The organism is Algoriphagus sp. PAP.12 (assembly GCF_026652115.1).
In the GTDB taxonomy this organism is placed as follows: domain Bacteria; phylum Bacteroidota; class Bacteroidia; order Cytophagales; family Cyclobacteriaceae; genus Algoriphagus.
On record NZ_JAPPSQ010000006.1, the window covers coordinates 122189 to 139883 of the forward strand.

Consider the following 17695-nt stretch of genomic DNA (forward strand, 5'->3'; position numbering starts at 1 on the left):
TTCGGGTTCCTTTTTTGTTTTTGTGCTAAATACCTTGTGAAATGAAAGAGTTTTGGGATCAAAGATATGGGGCTGAAGAATATGCCTATGGGGTTGAGCCTAATCAGTTTTTGAAAGAGGAGCTAGAAAGGATAAAGCCTGGAAAAGCCTTGTTTCCTGCCGAAGGAGAGGGGAGAAATGCTGTTTTCGCTGCCAAATTAGGCTGGGAAGTTTCTGCCTTTGATATCAGTGAATCAGGAAAGATGAAAGCTGAAAAGTTGGCGGGTTTGAAAGGAGTATCTCTGGATTATCAGATTGGAACTTTGGAAGATATGAATTATGAAAAAGAGAGTTTTGATCTGATTGTTCTGATTTTCGCACATTTTCCCAAGCCAATTAGAAGTTTGATTCATGCTGGACTTTTAGAATTATTGAAACCGGGAGGAATGGTGATTTTGGAAGGTTTTTCAAAAGCTCATTTGGCCTTCAGTACCGCAAATCCAAAAGCAGGAGGTCCAAAAGAAATCAGTATGTTATTTTCCAAAGAGGAATTAATGGAAGAATTTTCGTCACTTCACCAAATTTCTTTGGATGAGATTGAGGTCTATTTAAAAGAAGGTGAATTTCATCAAGGTCAGTCCTCGGTGATTCGGATGATAGGCCAAAAGTAAATCACAAAGCTGAGGTTGTTTTAAACTAATTTTATAAATTAAGACTGACTTATTTTTATAAAATGGAACAAAGACATTGTTTGAATTGCGGAGAACCGATCCAAGGAAGGGTAGACAAGAAATTTTGTGATGATCAGTGTAGGAATACCTTTAACTATCAACAAACTGCTGACTCCAATAATCTGATTCGAAGGATCAATCATTCCTTGAAGCGGAACCGAAATATTTTAGAGTCTCTCATCCCAGAGGGTGAAGAAATGGCCAAAACCACCAAGGAGAGGATGATTCAGGAAGGGTTTCAGTTTAAATATTCGACCCATTCTTATGAGACCAAAAAGGGGAGCATTTATACCTATTGTTATGATTTCGGTTATTTGCCACTGGATGCCGGATGGATGCTGATTGTCAAGGTGAAAGAGTGAAAATACCCTTTGCTTTCACTAACTTCTCCAAAAAATAAATTCTTATGAAAAAAAGAGTCACAGGCATTGGAGGAATCTTTTTCAAAGTGAAAAACCCTGATGAAACTAAGTCTTGGTATCAAAAGCACTTAGGGCTAAATACTGATAAATACGGGACTACCTTTGAGTGGAGACATGCATCCGACCCAAGTCTGAAAGGACATACCCAATGGTCACCTATGGGTGAAAAGACCACTTATTTTAATCCCTCTGAAAAGGATTTTATGATCAATTATCGGGTTGAAAACCTGGTTGAATTAGTGGAAGAGCTGAAAAAGGAGGGTGTACAGATTCTTGATGAAATAGCGGTGTATGATTACGGGAAATTTGTCCATATCATGGATCCAGATGGCCATGCCATTGAACTTTGGGAACCTGTAGATGAGGTTTATGAAGATATCCTTGACGAGAATGCAAAAACTTGAGAAAGATCCTTTTTTTAATTGATTTTACGTATTACTAATTCCAAAAAAATAGATACAAACCTAAAATCACTATTCCTATGAAAATCCCAAAGAAGACTGCTAATGTTAGTTTTCGGGATTCGTTTTTGATCTGAAATCTGTGTTTTATCGCATCTTTCAAATCTAAGATTCGTGCATTTTTTCCAGATCTTGGATGAGCTTCAGGCTTTAGTTTGGGTCTGATTTTTCCCAAATTACAATTGTCTTTTCCTGTTTTATTTGAATCAACTATAAACCTCGAACCTCCGGCCATATTAGATTTTATTTTACTGATAATAATGATAACCTATCAAATAGAAAAAGAGATTTCATTGGAAGAATTTGTCTCGATTTTGGAGTCATCTACACTTTCCAAAAGAAGGCCCATGGATAATCCTTCTCAGCTTCAACGGATGATCTCTGGTTCTAATTTGATCATTACGGCCAGGGCGCACGGAAAATTGGTTGGTTTGCTTAGAGCCTTGTCTGATTTTTCATATAGATGCTTTATAGCGGATCTGGCGGTGGATGAAGTCTACCAAAGGCAGGGGATAGGAAAGGCTCTTATACAAGAGGCTAGAAATTCAGCTGAAGATGCTAGATTATTTCTTTTTGCAGCCGAAGGGGCTATTCCTTTTTACCGCAAATTGGGTTTTTACCCCCATGATCACACTTATCAGTTAAAACCAGAAGATAAGCTTCTCTGAAATGCGGTATTTGGTTATATTTCCTTACCAAACGATCAACTAAACAACCGTATGAACAAACTAGTACTCACTGGGCTTGCATGCATGCTAGCCTTGGGCGCTTTTGCCCAAAAAACTTACATCCACGCTGGTAGATTGATAGATACCAAGTCGATGAAAGTTTTGAAAGAACAAACCATCGTAGTAGAAGATGGTAAAATCACTTCAGTTTCCTCAGGTTACCAAAATGGTGGTTCTGGAGATGAAATGGTCGACCTGAAAAAATCAACTGTGCTTCCGGGATTGATGGATATGCACGTTCACATTGAAGGAGAAACCTCACCAACAAGATATATTGACGGCTTTCGTGACAATGAAGCCGATGTAGCTTACAAAGCACTTCCTCTAGCTGAGAAAACCTTGATGGCTGGATTTACAACTGTCCGAGATCTAGGTGGTTCCGGTGTCAATATTGCCCTTCGAAATGCAATCAATGCAGGGACAGTTTCTGGACCTAGAATTTATACCGCTGGAAAATCCATCGCTCCAACTGGCGGTCATGCAGACCCTACCAATGGAAGAAAAAGAGATTTGATGGGAGATCCAGGGCCAGAAGTGGGGGTAATTAACGGCCCTTATGATGCTCGGAAAGCCGTAAGACAAGCTGTGAAACTGGGCTCTGATGTCATCAAAGTAACTGCTACCGGTGGAGTTCTTTCGGTGGCTAGAGACGGGTCTGCCCCACAATTTCAGCAAGATGAGTTGGATGCGATTGTTGAAACTGCCAATGACTTTGGGATTCATGTGGCAGCTCATGCCCATGGAGATGAAGGAATGCAGCGTGCAATCAAAGCCGGTGTTCACTCCATCGAGCATGGAACAATGATGACTGATGAGACTATGAGCCTAATGAAGGCAAAAGGAACTTGGTACGTTCCTACCATCACTGCGGGGATGACTGCCGCTCAATTGGCAGAAATCCCAGGATATTATCCAGCAGTTGTAGCTGAGAAGGCTAGAAGAATCGGGCCTCAAATCCAAGATACTTTTGCGAAAGCCTATAAAAATGGAGTGAAAATCGCTTTTGGAACAGATGCAGGTGTTTACCCTCACGGGGATAATTATAGAGAATTTGTTTACATGGTAGAGGCTGGAATGCCTGCCTTAGAAGCACTTCAAGCAGCTACATATACCAATGCCATTTTTATGGATATCGAAGAAAAGCTCGGAACTATTGAAGCTGGAAAAATCGCAGATATCATTGCTGTCGATGGAAATCCAGATGAAAATATCGCCGTGATGAAAGATGTGGTATTTGTGATGAAAGACGGAAAGATCTTTAAAAAATAACTGAAAGCCCTTTTGAGGGCTTTTCTTTTGAAACATACCAACCAACCTTAAATCAAGAATTATGAAAGTAAGATATCTACTGGTCTTCATTTTTGTGTCTGGCTTTACTTGGGCGCAGGAAAAACCGGAAGCAAAAAAAGAGGATCCAAAGGCCCAGGTTTTTGAATCCAAGCAGTCTGTGACGATTGATGGAAAAACCATTAATCTCAATGCCAAAGCTGGAACCATGGAGTTGAAAGATGAGAATAATAAGCCTATCGCTCTTTTCGGCTTTACTGCCTATTTCAAGGAAAATCCTGAGAAAAACCGACCGATTATATTCTCCTACAATGGCGGTCCGGGTTCTTCTTCTTATTGGTTGCACATGGGGATCATGGGGCCGAAAAGAATCTCCGTAGATGATCCAAATTACAATCAAGCCGCACCTTATGAATTGGTGAATAATGAATATTCCATTTTGGATATGGCTGATGTAGTGATGATGGATCCTGTAGGTACTGGGCTATCCGTTCCTATTGGCGAATCCGAAGGAAAGGATTTCTGGGGGGTAGATCAGGATATCCGAAGTGTCAGTTTGTTTATCATGCAGTTTTTGAAAGAGCATGGACGACTGAATTCTCCTAAATATATTTTGGGAGAAAGCTACGGTACCTTTAGAAACGCAGGTGTGATGAGCTATCTTTTGAATAGAGGCTATGCTTTGAACGGAGTAGTGATGGTGTCCTCAGTTTTTGATTTGAGAACCTTGTTCTTTGTACCAAATGAGGATATTTCCAATATCGTTTATTTCCCAACTGTAGCAGTAACGGCAAGATATCATGATAAAATCACCAATAAGGGGGCAGATATCGAATCTTTTGTTCAGGAGGTAAGAGAGTTCACTGAGAATGAATATGCACCAGCTTTATTCAAAGGAAATACAATTTCTGATGCTGAGAAAAATCAGATTGCCCAGAAACTCGAGTCGTATTCTGGAATTAGTGCGGAAATTTGGTTGCGTGCTGATTTGAAATTGAATGCCGGGGAGACTTTCCAGGAAATGTTGAGAGACGAGAAGATGACTGTTGGACGATTGGATTCAAGATATAAAGGAATCAATTTGGATCCGATGTCTATGTCTTCTTTCACAGATCCTCAGAGTGATGCGATCTCTCCTGCTTATACCAGCTTATTTTTGGATTACTTCCATGGCTCGCTTGGCGTAAGTAAAGACCTTCTTTATGCTACTTCCGCAGGGGGTAGAAATGGTTTTAGATGGGATTGGTCCCACCGAGGAAATCAATATTGGGGAACTGATGGTGCTATTACCACACTTCCTGACATGGCAGATGCATTGAGCAAAGATCCGAATATGAAAGTCTTGATCATGAATGGCTATTATGATCTGGCAACTGTATTTTATGGGGTGGAGCATTCCATTTCTCACTTGGGACTTCCCAAGTCAGCTTCTGACAGAATCAAGATGACCTACTATGAAGCTGGTCACATGATGTATACTCATTTGCCATCGGCTCAAAAATTCAGAGATGATCTAAAGGCATTTATTGAGGATACTTTGAGAAAATAAGTTTATTTGTAGCATGAATAAAGCTGCTAGTTTTTTGAAAGCCCTGATATTCATCGGGGCTTTTTTTTCCTCTTTTCATCTCTCGGCCCAAGGATCATCTTCTGGGAATTCTATCTATTTCCCTCCCAATGATTCGCAGGAATGGGAAAAGATGTCTCAGTCAGAAGCGGGTTTTGATCAACAAAAGATGGGCGAGTTCCTTTCCTGGCTATCTGAAACTGATACAAGAGGTTTTTTGATTTTAAAAGATGGGAAAATTGTAGTAGAGGAATATTGGGGAGGAAAATTGACCGGTTTGGGACCAATGGACTCGGAGTCTTTCTGGTATTGGGCTTCAGCTGGCAAAACCCTCACAGCAACGATGATCGGCATCGCAGAAAATGAAAAACTGCTTAAAATCAAAGATAAGACCCAGAAGTACTTGGGAAATGGATGGACTTCCATGACCTCAAAAGAAGAAAAAAAGATCAGAATTGTCCATCATTTGACAATGACTACGGGTATCGATGATGAAGTATCAAACTTGGACGAAACTGATCCTTCGGCTTTCCGTTTTTTAGCCAAGCCAGGAGCTAGGTGGAGCTACCACAATGGAACATATACTGTGCTTGAAAAGGTGTTGGAAAAAGCTTCTGGCGAAACCTATCAAACTTATTTCAAATCCAGAATTGGCGATCATATAGGAATGAAAGGGTTTTGGCAAAAGGCTGGAAAGAACAACGTGTTTTACAGTACGCCTAGATCCATGGCAAGATTTGGGCTTTTGATGTTATCCAAAGGGAATTGGAATGGAGAACAAATATGGGAAGGAAGTTATTTTGATCAAATGATAAAGCCGTCTCAGAATCTAAACCCAAGCTATGGATATTTGACATGGTTGAATGGTCAAAAGGCCTTTATGCTTCCGGGAGTTGAAAAAAGCCTTTCAGGTTCTTTGATTCAAAATGGTCCAAATGATATGTATCAGGCTATGGGAAAAAACGGACAATTTTTGATGGTTATACCTTCTCAAAACTTGGTAATTGTACGTATGGGGGGAGCATCGGATTCTACTTCGATTCCCTTTTTATTAATCCGACAAATGTGGGATAGGTTGGCTTCTGTGATTCAGCCTTAAATTCCCTTTTCTAAAAATTCGGCTACTTGGTGATGGATTTTATCCATTGTTAGAGGCTTTTCTAAAAAGCCTAATACGACTTCATATTCCATAGCTTTTTGACGGTCTTGAAAATCTATGGAGCTTGAAAGGATTACGATTTTGTCTTTTCTCTCAGGGAGTTTTTCCAAGTATGCGTCTAAAAATTCCCAGCCATTCATCACTGGCATATTAATGTCCAAGAAAATCAAAACTTCTTGAGGTGTCTGAGAATCTTCTAAATAACCCAAAGCTTCTGATCCCTCCAAGAATTCGTATATATTCTCAGCAATTCCTACTTTTCCCAATAATCGCTTATTGATCAAATTATTGATAGGATCGTCATCCACTAGAAAAATTGCGTCGAAATGGGTCATTTAGTTTTTAAAAACGCACACTTAAAATGTATTTAAAGCAAAATACAATTATTCCCAATCCAAGAAAAAAGTTTGTGGTCATTTTTTCAAATTGAGAATCCCTTGATCTCAAAATGAGGGAAATAAAAAAAGGAGGCCCTTGAGCCTCCTTTTGTAACAATGGGGTTGATTACATCATTCCACCCATTCCGCCACCTCCCATTGGAGGCATAGCTGGAGCATCTTCTTTCACATCAGCTACCACACATTCGGTAGTCAATAGGAGAGAAGCGATGGATGCTGCATTTTCCAATGCCAATCTAGTCACTTTAGTAGGGTCAATTACACCTGCTGCGAATAGATCTTCGTACTCGTCGATTCTAGCATTGTAACCGAAGTTTCCTTTGTTTTCTCTGATCTTGTTGATCACTACAGATGGCTCACCACCAGCGTTCAATACGATCGTTCTCAATGGAGCTTCGATAGCTTGTCTTACGATATTTACACCGGTATCCTGATCTTCGTTAGAACCTTTAAGGTCTGTCAAAGCCTCAGCTGCTCTGATCAAAGCAACACCACCACCTACTACTACACCTTCTTGTACAGCAGCTCTAGTAGCATGCAAAGCATCATCTACACGGTCTTTCTTTTCTTTCATTTCTACCTCTGTAGCAGCACCGATATAAAGGATAGCCACACCACCAGAAAGCTTAGCCAATCTCTCTTGAAGCTTCTCTCTGTCGTAGTCAGAAGTAGTTTTTTCGATTTGAGACTTGATCTCTGCAATTCTGCCTTTGATAGCAGCTGCATCACCAGCACCGTTTACCACAGTGGTGTTGTCTTTGTCGATATTGATCTTCTCAGCTCTACCCAACATATCTACGGTAGCATTCTCTAATTTGAAACCTCTTTCTTCAGAGATTACAGTTCCGCCAGTCAAGATTGCAATGTCTTCCAACATAGCTTTTCTTCTATCACCGAAACCTGGAGCTTTCACTGCAGCAACTTTCAGAGCACCTCTGATTTTGTTTACTACCAATGTAGCCAAAGCTTCACCGTCTACATCTTCAGCGATGATCACCAAAGGCTTACCAGTTTGAGCAACTGGCTCCAATACTGGAAGTAATTCCTTCATAGAAGAAATCTTCTTGTCGTAGATCAAAATGTAAGGAGCGTCAAGCTCAGCTTCCATTTTCTCAGTATTGGTTACGAAGTATGGAGAAAGGTAACCTCTGTCAAACTGCATACCTTCTACAGTCTTAACTTCAGTTTCAGTTCCTTTTGCTTCTTCTACAGTGATTACACCGTCTTTTCCTACTTTGTCCATTGCGTCAGAAATCATGTTACCGATTTCTTCGTCATTGTTAGCAGAAACAGTCGCTACTTGAGCGATTTCTTTAGAAGTAGAGATTTCTTTAGAGTTATCTCTCAATTGTCCAACTACAGCTGCAACAGCCTTGTCGATACCTCTTTTCAAATCCATTGGATTAGCACCAGCGGCAACGTTTTTGATACCAACGTTGAAGATAGCTTGTGCCAAAACGGTAGCAGTAGTAGTACCGTCACCTGCATTGTCAGCAGTTTTGGAAGCTACTTCTTTTACCAACTGTGCACCCATGTTTTCGATTGGTTCTTCCAATTCGATTTCTTTCGCTACGGAAACACCATCCTTTGTAATGGTAGGAGCACCGAATTTCTTGTCGATGATTACGTTTCTTCCCTTTGGTCCAAGGGTTACTTTAACTGCGTCTGCTAGTGCGTCAACACCTTTTTTCAGACGGTCTCTAGCATCTGTATCGAAAAATAGTTCTTTAGCCATTTTCTTGATTTTTTTAGGTTAATGTTTTGGTGATTAATTAAAGGATCGCGAAAATGTCAGATTCTCTCATGATTAGGTAATCTGCTCCGTCCACGCTCAATTCAGTACCGGAATATTTTCCGTACAAAACTGTGTCTCCAACTTTTACAGTCAAGGGCTCATCTTTTTTACCATTGCCAACTGCTACGACAGTTCCTCTTTGAGGCTTTTCTTTGGCAGTATCCGGGATGTAAAGGCCGGAAGCGGTTTTCTCTTCAGCAGCTGCAGGTTGTACTAGAACTCTGTCCGCAAGAGGCTTGATGTTCACGTTTGACATAATATGAAATTGTTTAAAGGTTAGTTTAAAATTCTACATCCCTCCATGAGCGATTCCTGTGCCAAGTGCAGATTATTTTAAAACACTGACAAATCGACTTCATCTTGTCAGTTGTCTGGCCTAACTCACAATTTTTCATGCTGATATGTCTGCCAAAATTTCAAGCAGCAATGGATTTACTGACAGAAATTTGTAATTTTTGGTAAAGCCAACAAACCTATGAGAACACTTTCCAAAAATTGGGTGACAGAAGGACTGATAGATTTTGAGTATAAGAAGTATCAGCTTCTGGCTTACCTCCAAGAAACCAACAGGCATTTTCAAGCAGCCATGCTTTATCCGAGTTTGGGAGAGCTGATTGAGCATCATCGAAACTTGAATGAATTTAAATCGGGGAAAAAGAAGCTTTCCGATATGTTTCCAAAAGCTCTTTCAAATGTGGATTTGGATCAGGCCAAACTTCATTTTGAGCCTAGGGAGAAGGATGGGAATCTAATTGAAGAAATCAATCAGATTACAGATTTTGCTCTTCCAAAAATAGAAAAGCAGATCCGAGAGGGGAGAACCATATACGATTATGTGGAGGAGCAAATTGAATTTGAACCTGTGGGTATTCAGCCATTGTATAATAGAGAAGGTTTTGTTCTTCTCACAAGAGAGAATTCTGCCGATGTTCATGCTTTTCGGTACAAGTCTGGCTTGCTACAATTTGCGGGTGAAAAGTTTAGAAGTGTGTCACTTTGGCTAATAGGAGTGTTTCAAAAAACACTTGTCAAAACCTTGGAGGCACTCAAATTGGATTTGGTAAAAGAAGTGAAGGAGTTGCCCAATCCTGCTACATGGAGGCTACATAGTCAACAATCATTCCCTATAGATGAAACCTTGGTTCCGATCAGTAAACGACTTCTTTTGCAACATGTAAAGGCATAAAAAAAAGGAGGCCTACCCGGCCTCCGCTAATTCTTTCTCTTTTTCGATGTGAGGTTCTTCCCGCTGTTCTTTTTTAATTCGAGTGGCGATCACTTCTGCACCAGGCTTGTCAAATAAAATTCTCCAAACCTCTTTTCCATTTTTAGCTTGAGCAATATCTTTTACAATATCTCTCCATTCATGGAAAACCAAATAGACCGGATTATATGAAGTCACTGGTTTAGTTATACCATAAGTTGGCCTTTCGCCTTCAGGCATAAAGGTTCCGAACATCCTGTCCCATATAATGAACGTAGAACCATAGTTCTTGTCCAAATAATGCTCATCACTCGCATGATGCACTCTATGGTGTGAAGGAGTGGTGAAAATATATTCTACTACAGGGTGAAGTTTTTTGATGTATTCTGTATGAATCCAGAATTGGTACAATACTGCGATTTGGTGACAGATGAAGAATACATAAGGATCAAATCCCATAAACATCACAGGGAAGAAGAAAATGATCTTGATGTGCTGTGTCCATCCCAAACGGAAAGAGACAGAAAGATTGTATTTCTCAGAATTGTGATGGGTAATGTGTGTTGCCCACCAGAACCTTTGCTCATGAGCCACTCTGTGTGCCCAGTATCTGGCAAAATCAATCGCGATGAAGCAAAGGATAAAAGACCACCATGTTGGTGGGATTTTGAAAGGGGAGATGTTATAAAAAAACAAAGCTGAGCCAAAAGTAGCTAGCTTAATCATGGCGGAAATTCCAACGTTTACCAAACCAATGGTAGTTGCAGCAAAGAAGTCTTTGGTGTTATAAGCATCTCTTTTTTGGTACCAAGAGATCCCCCATTCCACAAAGACCAGCAAAAACATGACAGGTGTTGCCCATAAAATCAAATTTGGCCAAGTTTCTAGATTCAGGTCCTCCAGCCGGAGCGGTTGGTTATTCATATAGTTGTGTTTGGTTTGAGCTGCAGATTTTCTTAAACGGGCGATCTAAATTCCGCAAAAAAGAATCCTTTAATTGCCAAACTAAACAAAAAAGTCCGCCTTGCGAAGGCGGACTTAATATTTATTCTTAAAAGGTCTAAAAAACCTTGAATTAGTTTCCAGTTGAATCTTCTGGAGTAGCTTCAGTTTCCGTAGGAAGTACACTTTCTCCAGCAGGTTCACCAAATGCAGGCGCTACGACTTGTTGTTTTGCACTATCAATGTTTGGTGAAGAGAATTGGTTTGGCTGGCTTCCAGAATAGAATGCGGATGATGCCAAAGAAAGCACCAAGATAGAAATTGCAAGAATCCAAGTTGCCTTTTCAAGTACATTTCCAGTACGAGTTACTCCCATGATTTGGGATGCGCTACCACCGAAAGCTGCTCCAACGCCACCTTTTGAGTTTTGACCTAGGATCACTAGGATCAACAACACAGCTAGGATTAGAATGATGGTGATTAATAGGGTAAACATATATTTAGTAATTAAGAATTTTTCAAGTTTTCAATCAAGTCCGCAAAGTAAGCCTTTTTATCCGGAAACTTCAAGCCCAATTTTTCATAAATTTCAATCGCTTTATCCTTCTTGTTTTGCTTCAAGAGGAGTTTAGCGTAGGATTCAGAAATCAGGTTGTCATTGATCTGAGTGCTCGTTGCTGCTAGATTTTCTGTGTTTTGATTTGCCTCTATTTCTTTGATAGTGGCTAGCTTGATAGATTTTTTGCTGAAGGCTTTGATCAAATCGATTTGCTCCTTTTTCTTGGAGTCAACAATTGTTTTCTTCTCACGCTTTTTGATAGTCTCAATCAGATCATCTCCAGCACTTGCTCTTCGAGTTCGTCTTTTAGGTTTAGGGGGCTCTGGCTTTTCCTCTACCTTTTGCTCTGGTTCCTCAGCCTTGTTACCTTTTAGCTGCTCTCCCAAAACCTTCAAAGATTGAGTTCTGCTAGCTTGGCTTGGTTTCTCCGGTTGATCTTCAGGAAGTAAATCCTCTGCTGGAGAGGTTTTAGAATTGCTTACCTCTTGCTCTACTAGTTTTTTGAGCCAAATCCTGTCTGGGCTAGTGATTGCTGCCCATCCCAATGAAGAAGCTGCCGAATTCATCTTTTTCTGAAACTCATATTTAGCTATCAAAACATGAGGGATCTGGAAATAGGGGAAATTTTCCTGCACTTTTTTCAAATGGAGGACATCACTCTTTTCCAGAGAGTCAGCTTTCTTGAGGATTTCTTGAAATTGGCTGGCGTTCACTTTTAGGCTTTTGGGTGAAAATAGATAAAATTTACCAATTAGCTACAGTTGCTGTGAATACATCCTGCAGGATGTTTTTGAATATCTCATCTATCAACTGGCTCTCCACATCCAATAGGGTAGTAGTCCGGGGATCATAATCCTGGAAAAAGGAAAAAGACTGCTTTAAATTTTCTTCCTCATTCGTTGTATTGATATAATCTACCTCGACAGAAATGGTTAGTCTCATCAATCCTGCCCGATCTGCCACTGTAGAACTTCCACTGGAAACTGCCGCTTGAGGAGTCAACCTATAGTTTTTGATAGCTCCTGAAAATTGGAGGTCACCATTCGTCCTGATCAACTCCAGCTGCGTATTCCTTTGATAATATTCTTTTAAGGCTTCGGTAAATGTCTGCTGCATATTGGCAGGACCATTTCCAGAGTCATTGAAGAAATTATCTACTGAAAAGGTCTTGACGATATCATAATTGATATTGGTTCCCGTAAAACTATACTTCACAGAACAGCTTTGGAACAACAAGAAAATCAGCCCAAAAAGCCAAATAAATCCCTTATTGGTCGATTTCATATTGCTTGATTTTTCTATACAGCGTTCTCTCGGAGATCCCCAAGTCACTTGCTGCATACTTGCGCTTATTGTTATGCTTTCTTAACGCCCGAAGGATCATTTCCTTTTCTTTTTTCTCCAAAGAAAGTGAATTGTCATCCTCTTCGTGAATGATGTCCTCAATCGTTTCGTCTTCATAGTCATGTTCATCCATCGATGAACTTGATTTTTGAGATTCCAATACTAATGGAACAGAATAGTTTGGACTGCTTTCTTGAGTTTCTGAAGGAGTAAAATTACTTTCCATATCCTCAAACAATCCACTGTGCTTTTGAATGATACTTTGGTTCAATCCTCCATTCTGATAGGATTCCAAAACCAATTTTTTCAACTCATTCATGTCCTTTTTCATATCAAAAAGGACTTTGTAAAGTAGATCCCTTTCAGAAAAATCCGTTCCTTCGGACTTCTGGGTATTTCCAGAAATAGCCATCGGTAATCTGGAATTATCATTTGGGAGATACTTGGAAAGCGTCTGTGCATCGACTTCCCTTTCCTGTTCCAAAAGAGAAATCTGCTCTGCTATGTTTTTAAGCTGACGGATATTTCCAGGGAAAGGATACCTCATTAACAAATTTTGGGCTCCTTCATCCAAAGAGATAGGTTTTACATGATAGCGCTCAGAAAAATCGGATGTGAATTTTCTGAACAACAGAACCATATCTTCTCCTCTCTCTCGCAAAGGAGGGACAAAAATGGGAACTGTATTTAATCTATAATAAAGGTCTTCTCTGAATTTTCCTTTTTCTACCGCCTTTATCAAATTGACATTGGTAGCCGTGATGACACGGACGTTGGTCTTTTGTACTTTGGAAGAGCCTACCTTGATGAATTCCCCATTTTCTAATACTCGAAGTAAACGAGCTTGTGTTCCCAATGGCATTTCACCGATTTCATCCAAGAAGATAGAGCCTCCATCTGTGACTTCGAAATACCCCTTTCTGGCTTCATGAGCTCCAGTAAATGATCCTTTCTCATGGCCAAATAGCTCTGAGTCTATGGTTCCTTCTGGAATCGCTCCGCAGTTGATAGCTATGAATTTCCCATGCTTCCTCAAGGAAAGAGAATGGATGATTTTAGAAAAGCTTTCCTTACCACTACCACTTTCACCGGTAATCAAAACCGTCATGTCAGTGGGAGCTGCTTGCATGGCTACCTGAATCGCATGGTTGAGGAGTGGGCTGTTGCCTATGATCCCAAACCGTAGTTTGACACTATGAATCTCTTGGGATGTAATCATGCCATTGCTGGATTGATTTCAAGAATTTCTCCGAAAAGAGTAGCCGGAGTGCACTCGGTAATTTTTACTTTGACATAATCTCCCAACTTCAGTCCTGCCGCTGGAACGATCACTACTTTATTGGCAGAGTTTCTTCCTTTGAGCTCGTCTTGGGATTTTTTAGATGTTCCTTCGATCAAAATGATCTGTTCTTGTCCTAAATCCAATTGATTTCTTTCATAGGAAAGCTGACTTTGCTTCTCGATGATTTCAGCCAATCGACGTTTTTTAACTTCTAGAGGAATATCATCTTCAAATTTCTTAGCGGCCAGAGTTCCTGGTCGCTCAGAGTAGAAGAACATGTAGGAGAAGTCGTACTTCACAATATCCATCAAAGTCAAGGTGTCCTGATGTTCTTCTTCAGTTTCTGTACAGAAACCTGCAATCATATCGGAAGAGATGCCGCATTCTTCGCCTAAGATTTCACGGATAGCACGAACACGATCCAAATACCACTCACGGTCATAGGTTCTGTTCATCAAATCTAGCACTCGGCTGTTTCCGGATTGAACAGGTAAATGAATGTATTTACAGATATTGTCATACTTTTTCATCGTATACAATACCTCATCTGTAATGTCTTTCGGATGAGAAGTAGAGAACCTAACTCGCAAAATCGGGCTTACCTGAGCCACCATTTCAAGTAAGTTTGCAAAATTGACAATGGAGGAAGTTTCATCCTCTTTTTTGTTCAATCTAGCTTTGTTGTTTTCTTCTGGAGACCACTTGTAGGAGTCTACATTTTGACCCAAAAGGGTTACTTCTTTAAATCCTCTTGCAAAAAGATCCTTAGCTTCTGCCACAATGGAATGTGGATCACGGCTTCTTTCTCTTCCTCTAGTGAAAGGGACTACGCAGAAAGAACACATATTGTCGCATCCTCTCATGATAGAGATGAAGGCAGTTATTCCATTGGAATTGAGACGAACTGGAGCAATGTCTGCATAGGTTTCTTCTCTGGAAAGGAAGGTGTTTACACCTTTTCTGCCATCTTCAGCCGCATTGACCAAATTTGGAAGATCTCTGTAAGCGTCCGGTCCTACGACCACATCTACGATTTTTTCTTCTTCCAAAAGTTTGTCCTTCAATCGCTCTGCCATACAACCCAAAACCCCAATAGTCATTTCAGGCTTGGATCTTTTGATTCTGTTGAAATCAGAAAGACGTTTTCTAACAGTTTGCTCCGCCTTTTCTCGGATAGAGCAAGTATTGAGGAAAATGACATCTGCCTGACTAAAGTCAGAAGTTGTATCAAAACCATTTTCTTTCATAATAGAAGCGACGATTTCTGAGTCAGAAAAATTCATCTGACAGCCATAGCTTTCTATGTATATCTTTTTGGATTTGCCGGTGTTTTCTTCAACAGTGGTTTTATAATCGACTGCTTGCGCCTCTTCTCCGCTGATGATGTCGATGTCTTTGATCAAGTTGTCCATGAATGTTTTTCAAACTTAGGGATGCGAAATTAAGAAAAAGCGGACAAAATGGCAGATACTTTTAGGAAATATTCGAGACTATTTCACTAATGAATCAAATGGAATCTTGAGCTGCTCTCCAAAGTGTTCGTGTTCCTCTGTGATATTAAGGTTGGAAAGACCTAGCCCTAGCAAACGTACAGGTTTTGGAATTGTTTCTTGGTGCAGAAGCTCCAAGGCCAAATTCCAGATTGCATCTTCGTTAGGATATTGATCCAAGGTTTTACTTCTGGTCTGTAATGTGAAATCAGCAAATTTTAATTTCAAGGTAACCGTTCGGCCTTTTATGCCTGATTTTTCCAGCCTTCTGACTACCTCTTTAAAAATAGGGTGTAGGTTTTCTTCCAATTCTGCCAGAGTAATCAGATCTTTTTCAAAAGTATTTTCAGCACTCAAGGATTTCCTGATCCGGTGTGGCTGAACCTCCGAAAGATGGATTCCTCTGACAATATTAAAATAGTGTAGGCCAGATTTCCCAAATTTTTTGGTAAGGAATTGAAGGGAATATTCCTTTAAATCCTTCCCATTGTGGATACCCAGTTTCTGCATTTTTTCGGCAGTTACTTTCCCGATTCCAAAGAACTTTCCAATGGGTAGTTTTTCCAAAAAAGACTCAGCCTCATCTGGTAGAATTACTGCTTGCCCATTCGGTTTGTTGAGGTCTGAAGCAGTCTTTGCCAAAAACTTATTGTAACTGACTCCAGCTGAAGCATTCAACCCTGTCTTGATCTTAATTTTTTCTCGAATCTGCCTTGCAATCAATATGGCAGATTTGAGTCCCATTTTGTTTTCGGTCACATCCAAAAAAGCTTCATCTAAAGATAAGGGTTCAACCAAGTCGGTGTATTCATAAAAGATCTCCCGGATTTGGAGAGAAAGTTCTTTGTAGCGGTCAAAGCGGGGTTTGGCAAAAATCAATTGGGGATATTTTCTGGCCGCTAAAACTGAAGACATCGCAGAGTGAATCCCGTATTTTCTAGCCTCATAGCTTGCGGCAGCTACGACGCCTCGTGCGGCATTTCCTCCAACGACCAATGGTTTTCCTCTCCATTCGGGATGGTCCAATTGCTCTACGGATGCATAGAATGCATCCATATCCACATGGATGATTTTGCGGGTAGGGGAGCTATGTTGGAATTGATCATTTTCCACTGAGAATTTCTAAAATCGCACCTGCCTTGAGCAGGCATTCCTCGTATTCGGCATTTGGATCTGCATCAATTGTGATGGCACTTCCTACTCCAAAATACAGTTTATTTTCCTCTAAATCTGAAATGATGCTTCGAATGATCACAGAAGAATCAAAATCTCCATTTTCTCCTAAAATCACTAGTGATCCAGAAAACCAACCTCTCTTAAAGTTTTCCAATTGATCAATTATTTCCATGGTTTTGATTTTGGGAGCGCCGGTCATGCTGCCCATAGGAAATGTTGCCTCAATGATTTCTCGAAAAGTAGTATTTGCTTTTAATTGTGATGAGACTGTGGTGATCATCTGATGTACTTTTGGAAAGGAATATATTCCAAAAAGCTCAGGAACTTTCACCGAGCCAGTTTCTGAGACTTTGGATAAATCATTTCTCATCAAATCTGTAATCATTAAGTTTTCAGCTTGTTCCTTTTCACTCTGTTGTAAGAATGATTTGTTTTGTATATCCTCTTCTTCCGTGTTCCCTCTTTTCGCTGTTCCTTTGATAGGTTGTGCAATAAGCCGATCACCTGTTTTTTTTAAAAATCTCTCTGGAGATGCTGAAATGAGAAATTTCGAATTAGCCTTAAATAGAGCCGAAAAGGGCATAGGGGAAAGGTTCATCAAATCAAAAAAAGCTGAAATGGGATCGAATTGTGAGGTTTTACCTTCAAATGAAATACAGTAGTTCATTTCATAAGTATTCCCTTCGATAATTTCATTTTGGACTTTTTTAAAATTCTCCAAATAGGCCTCCTTTGAGGTTAAAGGAGTGATTTCAACTTTTTCATTTTTGTATTGATTTTTGCCTTGATCCCATACATATCCAGGAATTTCAAAAGAAGAGTAAATGGTTTCTGAATCCCAATTAATTTTGATTTCCCTTTTAAAAAATGTCAAATCAGGAAGGGGGATCCATGCGGGATTCTCACTTTTAAGATTTTCCAATTGATTTTTAAAATCATATGAAATGATTCCTGCAATATTTTCCGCTTTTGAATTCCATAGTTCATCAGCTTCAATTGCAGTATTTCCAGCTAGGATTTGATTAGGAAATGTTCCTTGTGGGTACCGATGATCGTTTCCAGAAGTCAGACAAAAAAAAGAATACTCTTGATTGATCCATCGAATGATCTGCTCGATTTCCTCAATGCTATGAAAGGGATATTGAAATGTTTCAGAATTCACAATGCAAAA

Annotated in this window: 19 protein-coding genes; 8 read left to right on the top strand and 11 right to left on the bottom strand. The window is 40.0% G+C overall.

Annotated elements, in window-relative coordinates:
• Positions 1–41 precede the first annotated feature (41 nt).
• The 7 genes from O0V13_RS09335 to O0V13_RS09365 all read left to right on the top strand — a co-directional run bounded on the left by O0V13_RS09335 (position 42) and on the right by O0V13_RS09365 (position 6274).
• On the top strand, positions 42–650 hold the full coding sequence (locus O0V13_RS09335) for a class I SAM-dependent methyltransferase (protein ID WP_268034713.1): 609 nt from the start codon (positions 42–44) through the stop codon (positions 648–650).
• Between the two features lie 62 nt (positions 651–712).
• Complete coding sequence (locus tag O0V13_RS09340) at positions 713–1072, top strand: DUF2116 family Zn-ribbon domain-containing protein (protein ID WP_268034714.1); 360 nt, start codon at positions 713–715, stop codon at positions 1070–1072.
• A 44-nt stretch (positions 1073–1116) separates the two neighbouring features.
• Positions 1117–1536, top strand: coding sequence for a VOC family protein (locus O0V13_RS09345; RefSeq protein WP_268034715.1), 420 nt, complete (start codon positions 1117–1119; stop codon positions 1534–1536).
• Positions 1537–1853: 317 nt separating this feature from the next.
• Complete coding sequence (locus O0V13_RS09350; RefSeq protein WP_268034716.1) at positions 1854–2261, top strand: GNAT family N-acetyltransferase; 408 nt, start codon at positions 1854–1856, stop codon at positions 2259–2261.
• Between the two features lie 51 nt (positions 2262–2312).
• The gene (locus O0V13_RS09355; RefSeq protein WP_268034717.1) at positions 2313–3590 is read left to right on the top strand and encodes a metal-dependent hydrolase family protein; all 1278 of its coding nucleotides are present in this window, start codon (positions 2313–2315) and stop codon (positions 3588–3590) included.
• A 61-nt stretch (positions 3591–3651) separates the two neighbouring features.
• Positions 3652–5157: a S10 family peptidase gene (locus tag O0V13_RS09360; protein WP_268034718.1), complete on the top strand. Its 1506-nt coding sequence runs from the start codon at positions 3652–3654 to the stop codon at positions 5155–5157.
• A 13-nt stretch (positions 5158–5170) separates the two neighbouring features.
• Positions 5171–6274: a serine hydrolase domain-containing protein gene (locus tag O0V13_RS09365; RefSeq protein WP_268034719.1), complete on the top strand. Its 1104-nt coding sequence runs from the start codon at positions 5171–5173 to the stop codon at positions 6272–6274.
• On the opposite strand, the gene O0V13_RS09370 is transcribed toward O0V13_RS09365, so the two are convergent.
• The 3 genes from O0V13_RS09370 to O0V13_RS09380 form a co-directional block, all read right to left on the bottom strand.
• Complete coding sequence (locus tag O0V13_RS09370; protein WP_268034720.1) at positions 6271–6669, bottom strand: response regulator; 399 nt, start codon at positions 6667–6669, stop codon at positions 6271–6273. The genes O0V13_RS09365 and O0V13_RS09370 overlap by 4 nt on opposite strands.
• 169 nt (positions 6670–6838) lie before the next feature.
• Entirely contained in the window at positions 6839–8467 is a 1629-nt protein-coding gene (gene groL, locus O0V13_RS09375) for a chaperonin GroEL (RefSeq protein ID WP_268034721.1), read from the bottom strand.
• Between the two features lie 37 nt (positions 8468–8504).
• Complete coding sequence (locus O0V13_RS09380) at positions 8505–8783, bottom strand: co-chaperone GroES (protein ID WP_026954618.1); 279 nt, start codon at positions 8781–8783, stop codon at positions 8505–8507.
• Positions 8784–9002: 219 nt separating this feature from the next.
• On the opposite strand from O0V13_RS09380, the gene O0V13_RS09385 reads away from it, so the two are divergent.
• Complete coding sequence (locus tag O0V13_RS09385; protein WP_268034722.1) at positions 9003–9713, top strand: hypothetical protein; 711 nt, start codon at positions 9003–9005, stop codon at positions 9711–9713.
• Between the two features lie 12 nt (positions 9714–9725).
• On the opposite strand, the gene O0V13_RS09390 is transcribed toward O0V13_RS09385, so the two are convergent.
• From O0V13_RS09390 to O0V13_RS09425, 8 genes are all read right to left on the bottom strand, one after another.
• A complete protein-coding gene (locus tag O0V13_RS09390; protein WP_268034723.1) occupies positions 9726–10655 on the bottom strand; it encodes a sterol desaturase family protein in 930 nt (309 codons plus the stop codon).
• A 151-nt stretch (positions 10656–10806) separates the two neighbouring features.
• Positions 10807–11169 carry a preprotein translocase subunit SecG gene (gene secG / locus O0V13_RS09395; protein WP_268034724.1) on the bottom strand — a complete coding sequence of 121 codons (363 nt, stop codon included), beginning with the start codon at positions 11167–11169 and terminating at the stop codon, positions 10807–10809.
• A gap of 11 nt (positions 11170–11180) precedes the next feature.
• A complete protein-coding gene (locus tag O0V13_RS09400; RefSeq protein WP_268034725.1) occupies positions 11181–11945 on the bottom strand; it encodes a hypothetical protein in 765 nt (254 codons plus the stop codon).
• Positions 11946–11976: 31 nt separating this feature from the next.
• Positions 11977–12516, bottom strand: a complete 540-nt coding sequence (lptE, locus tag O0V13_RS09405; protein ID WP_073571900.1) for an LPS assembly lipoprotein LptE — start codon at positions 12514–12516, stop codon at positions 11977–11979.
• Positions 12500–13795, bottom strand: coding sequence for a sigma-54 interaction domain-containing protein (locus tag O0V13_RS09410; protein WP_268034726.1), 1296 nt, complete (start codon positions 13793–13795; stop codon positions 12500–12502). The genes lptE and O0V13_RS09410 overlap by 17 nt, the downstream gene beginning before the upstream one ends.
• A complete protein-coding gene (gene miaB, locus O0V13_RS09415; RefSeq protein WP_268034727.1) occupies positions 13792–15270 on the bottom strand; it encodes a tRNA (N6-isopentenyl adenosine(37)-C2)-methylthiotransferase MiaB in 1479 nt (492 codons plus the stop codon). Before miaB ends, O0V13_RS09410 begins: the two co-directional genes overlap by 4 nt.
• A 78-nt stretch (positions 15271–15348) precedes the next feature.
• Positions 15349–16461, bottom strand: coding sequence for a DNA polymerase IV (gene dinB / locus O0V13_RS09420; RefSeq protein ID WP_268034728.1), 1113 nt, complete (start codon positions 16459–16461; stop codon positions 15349–15351).
• Complete coding sequence (locus tag O0V13_RS09425; protein ID WP_268034729.1) at positions 16451–17686, bottom strand: anthranilate synthase component I family protein; 1236 nt, start codon at positions 17684–17686, stop codon at positions 16451–16453. The genes dinB and O0V13_RS09425 overlap by 11 nt, the downstream gene beginning before the upstream one ends.
• Positions 17687–17695: the final 9 nt, after the last annotated feature.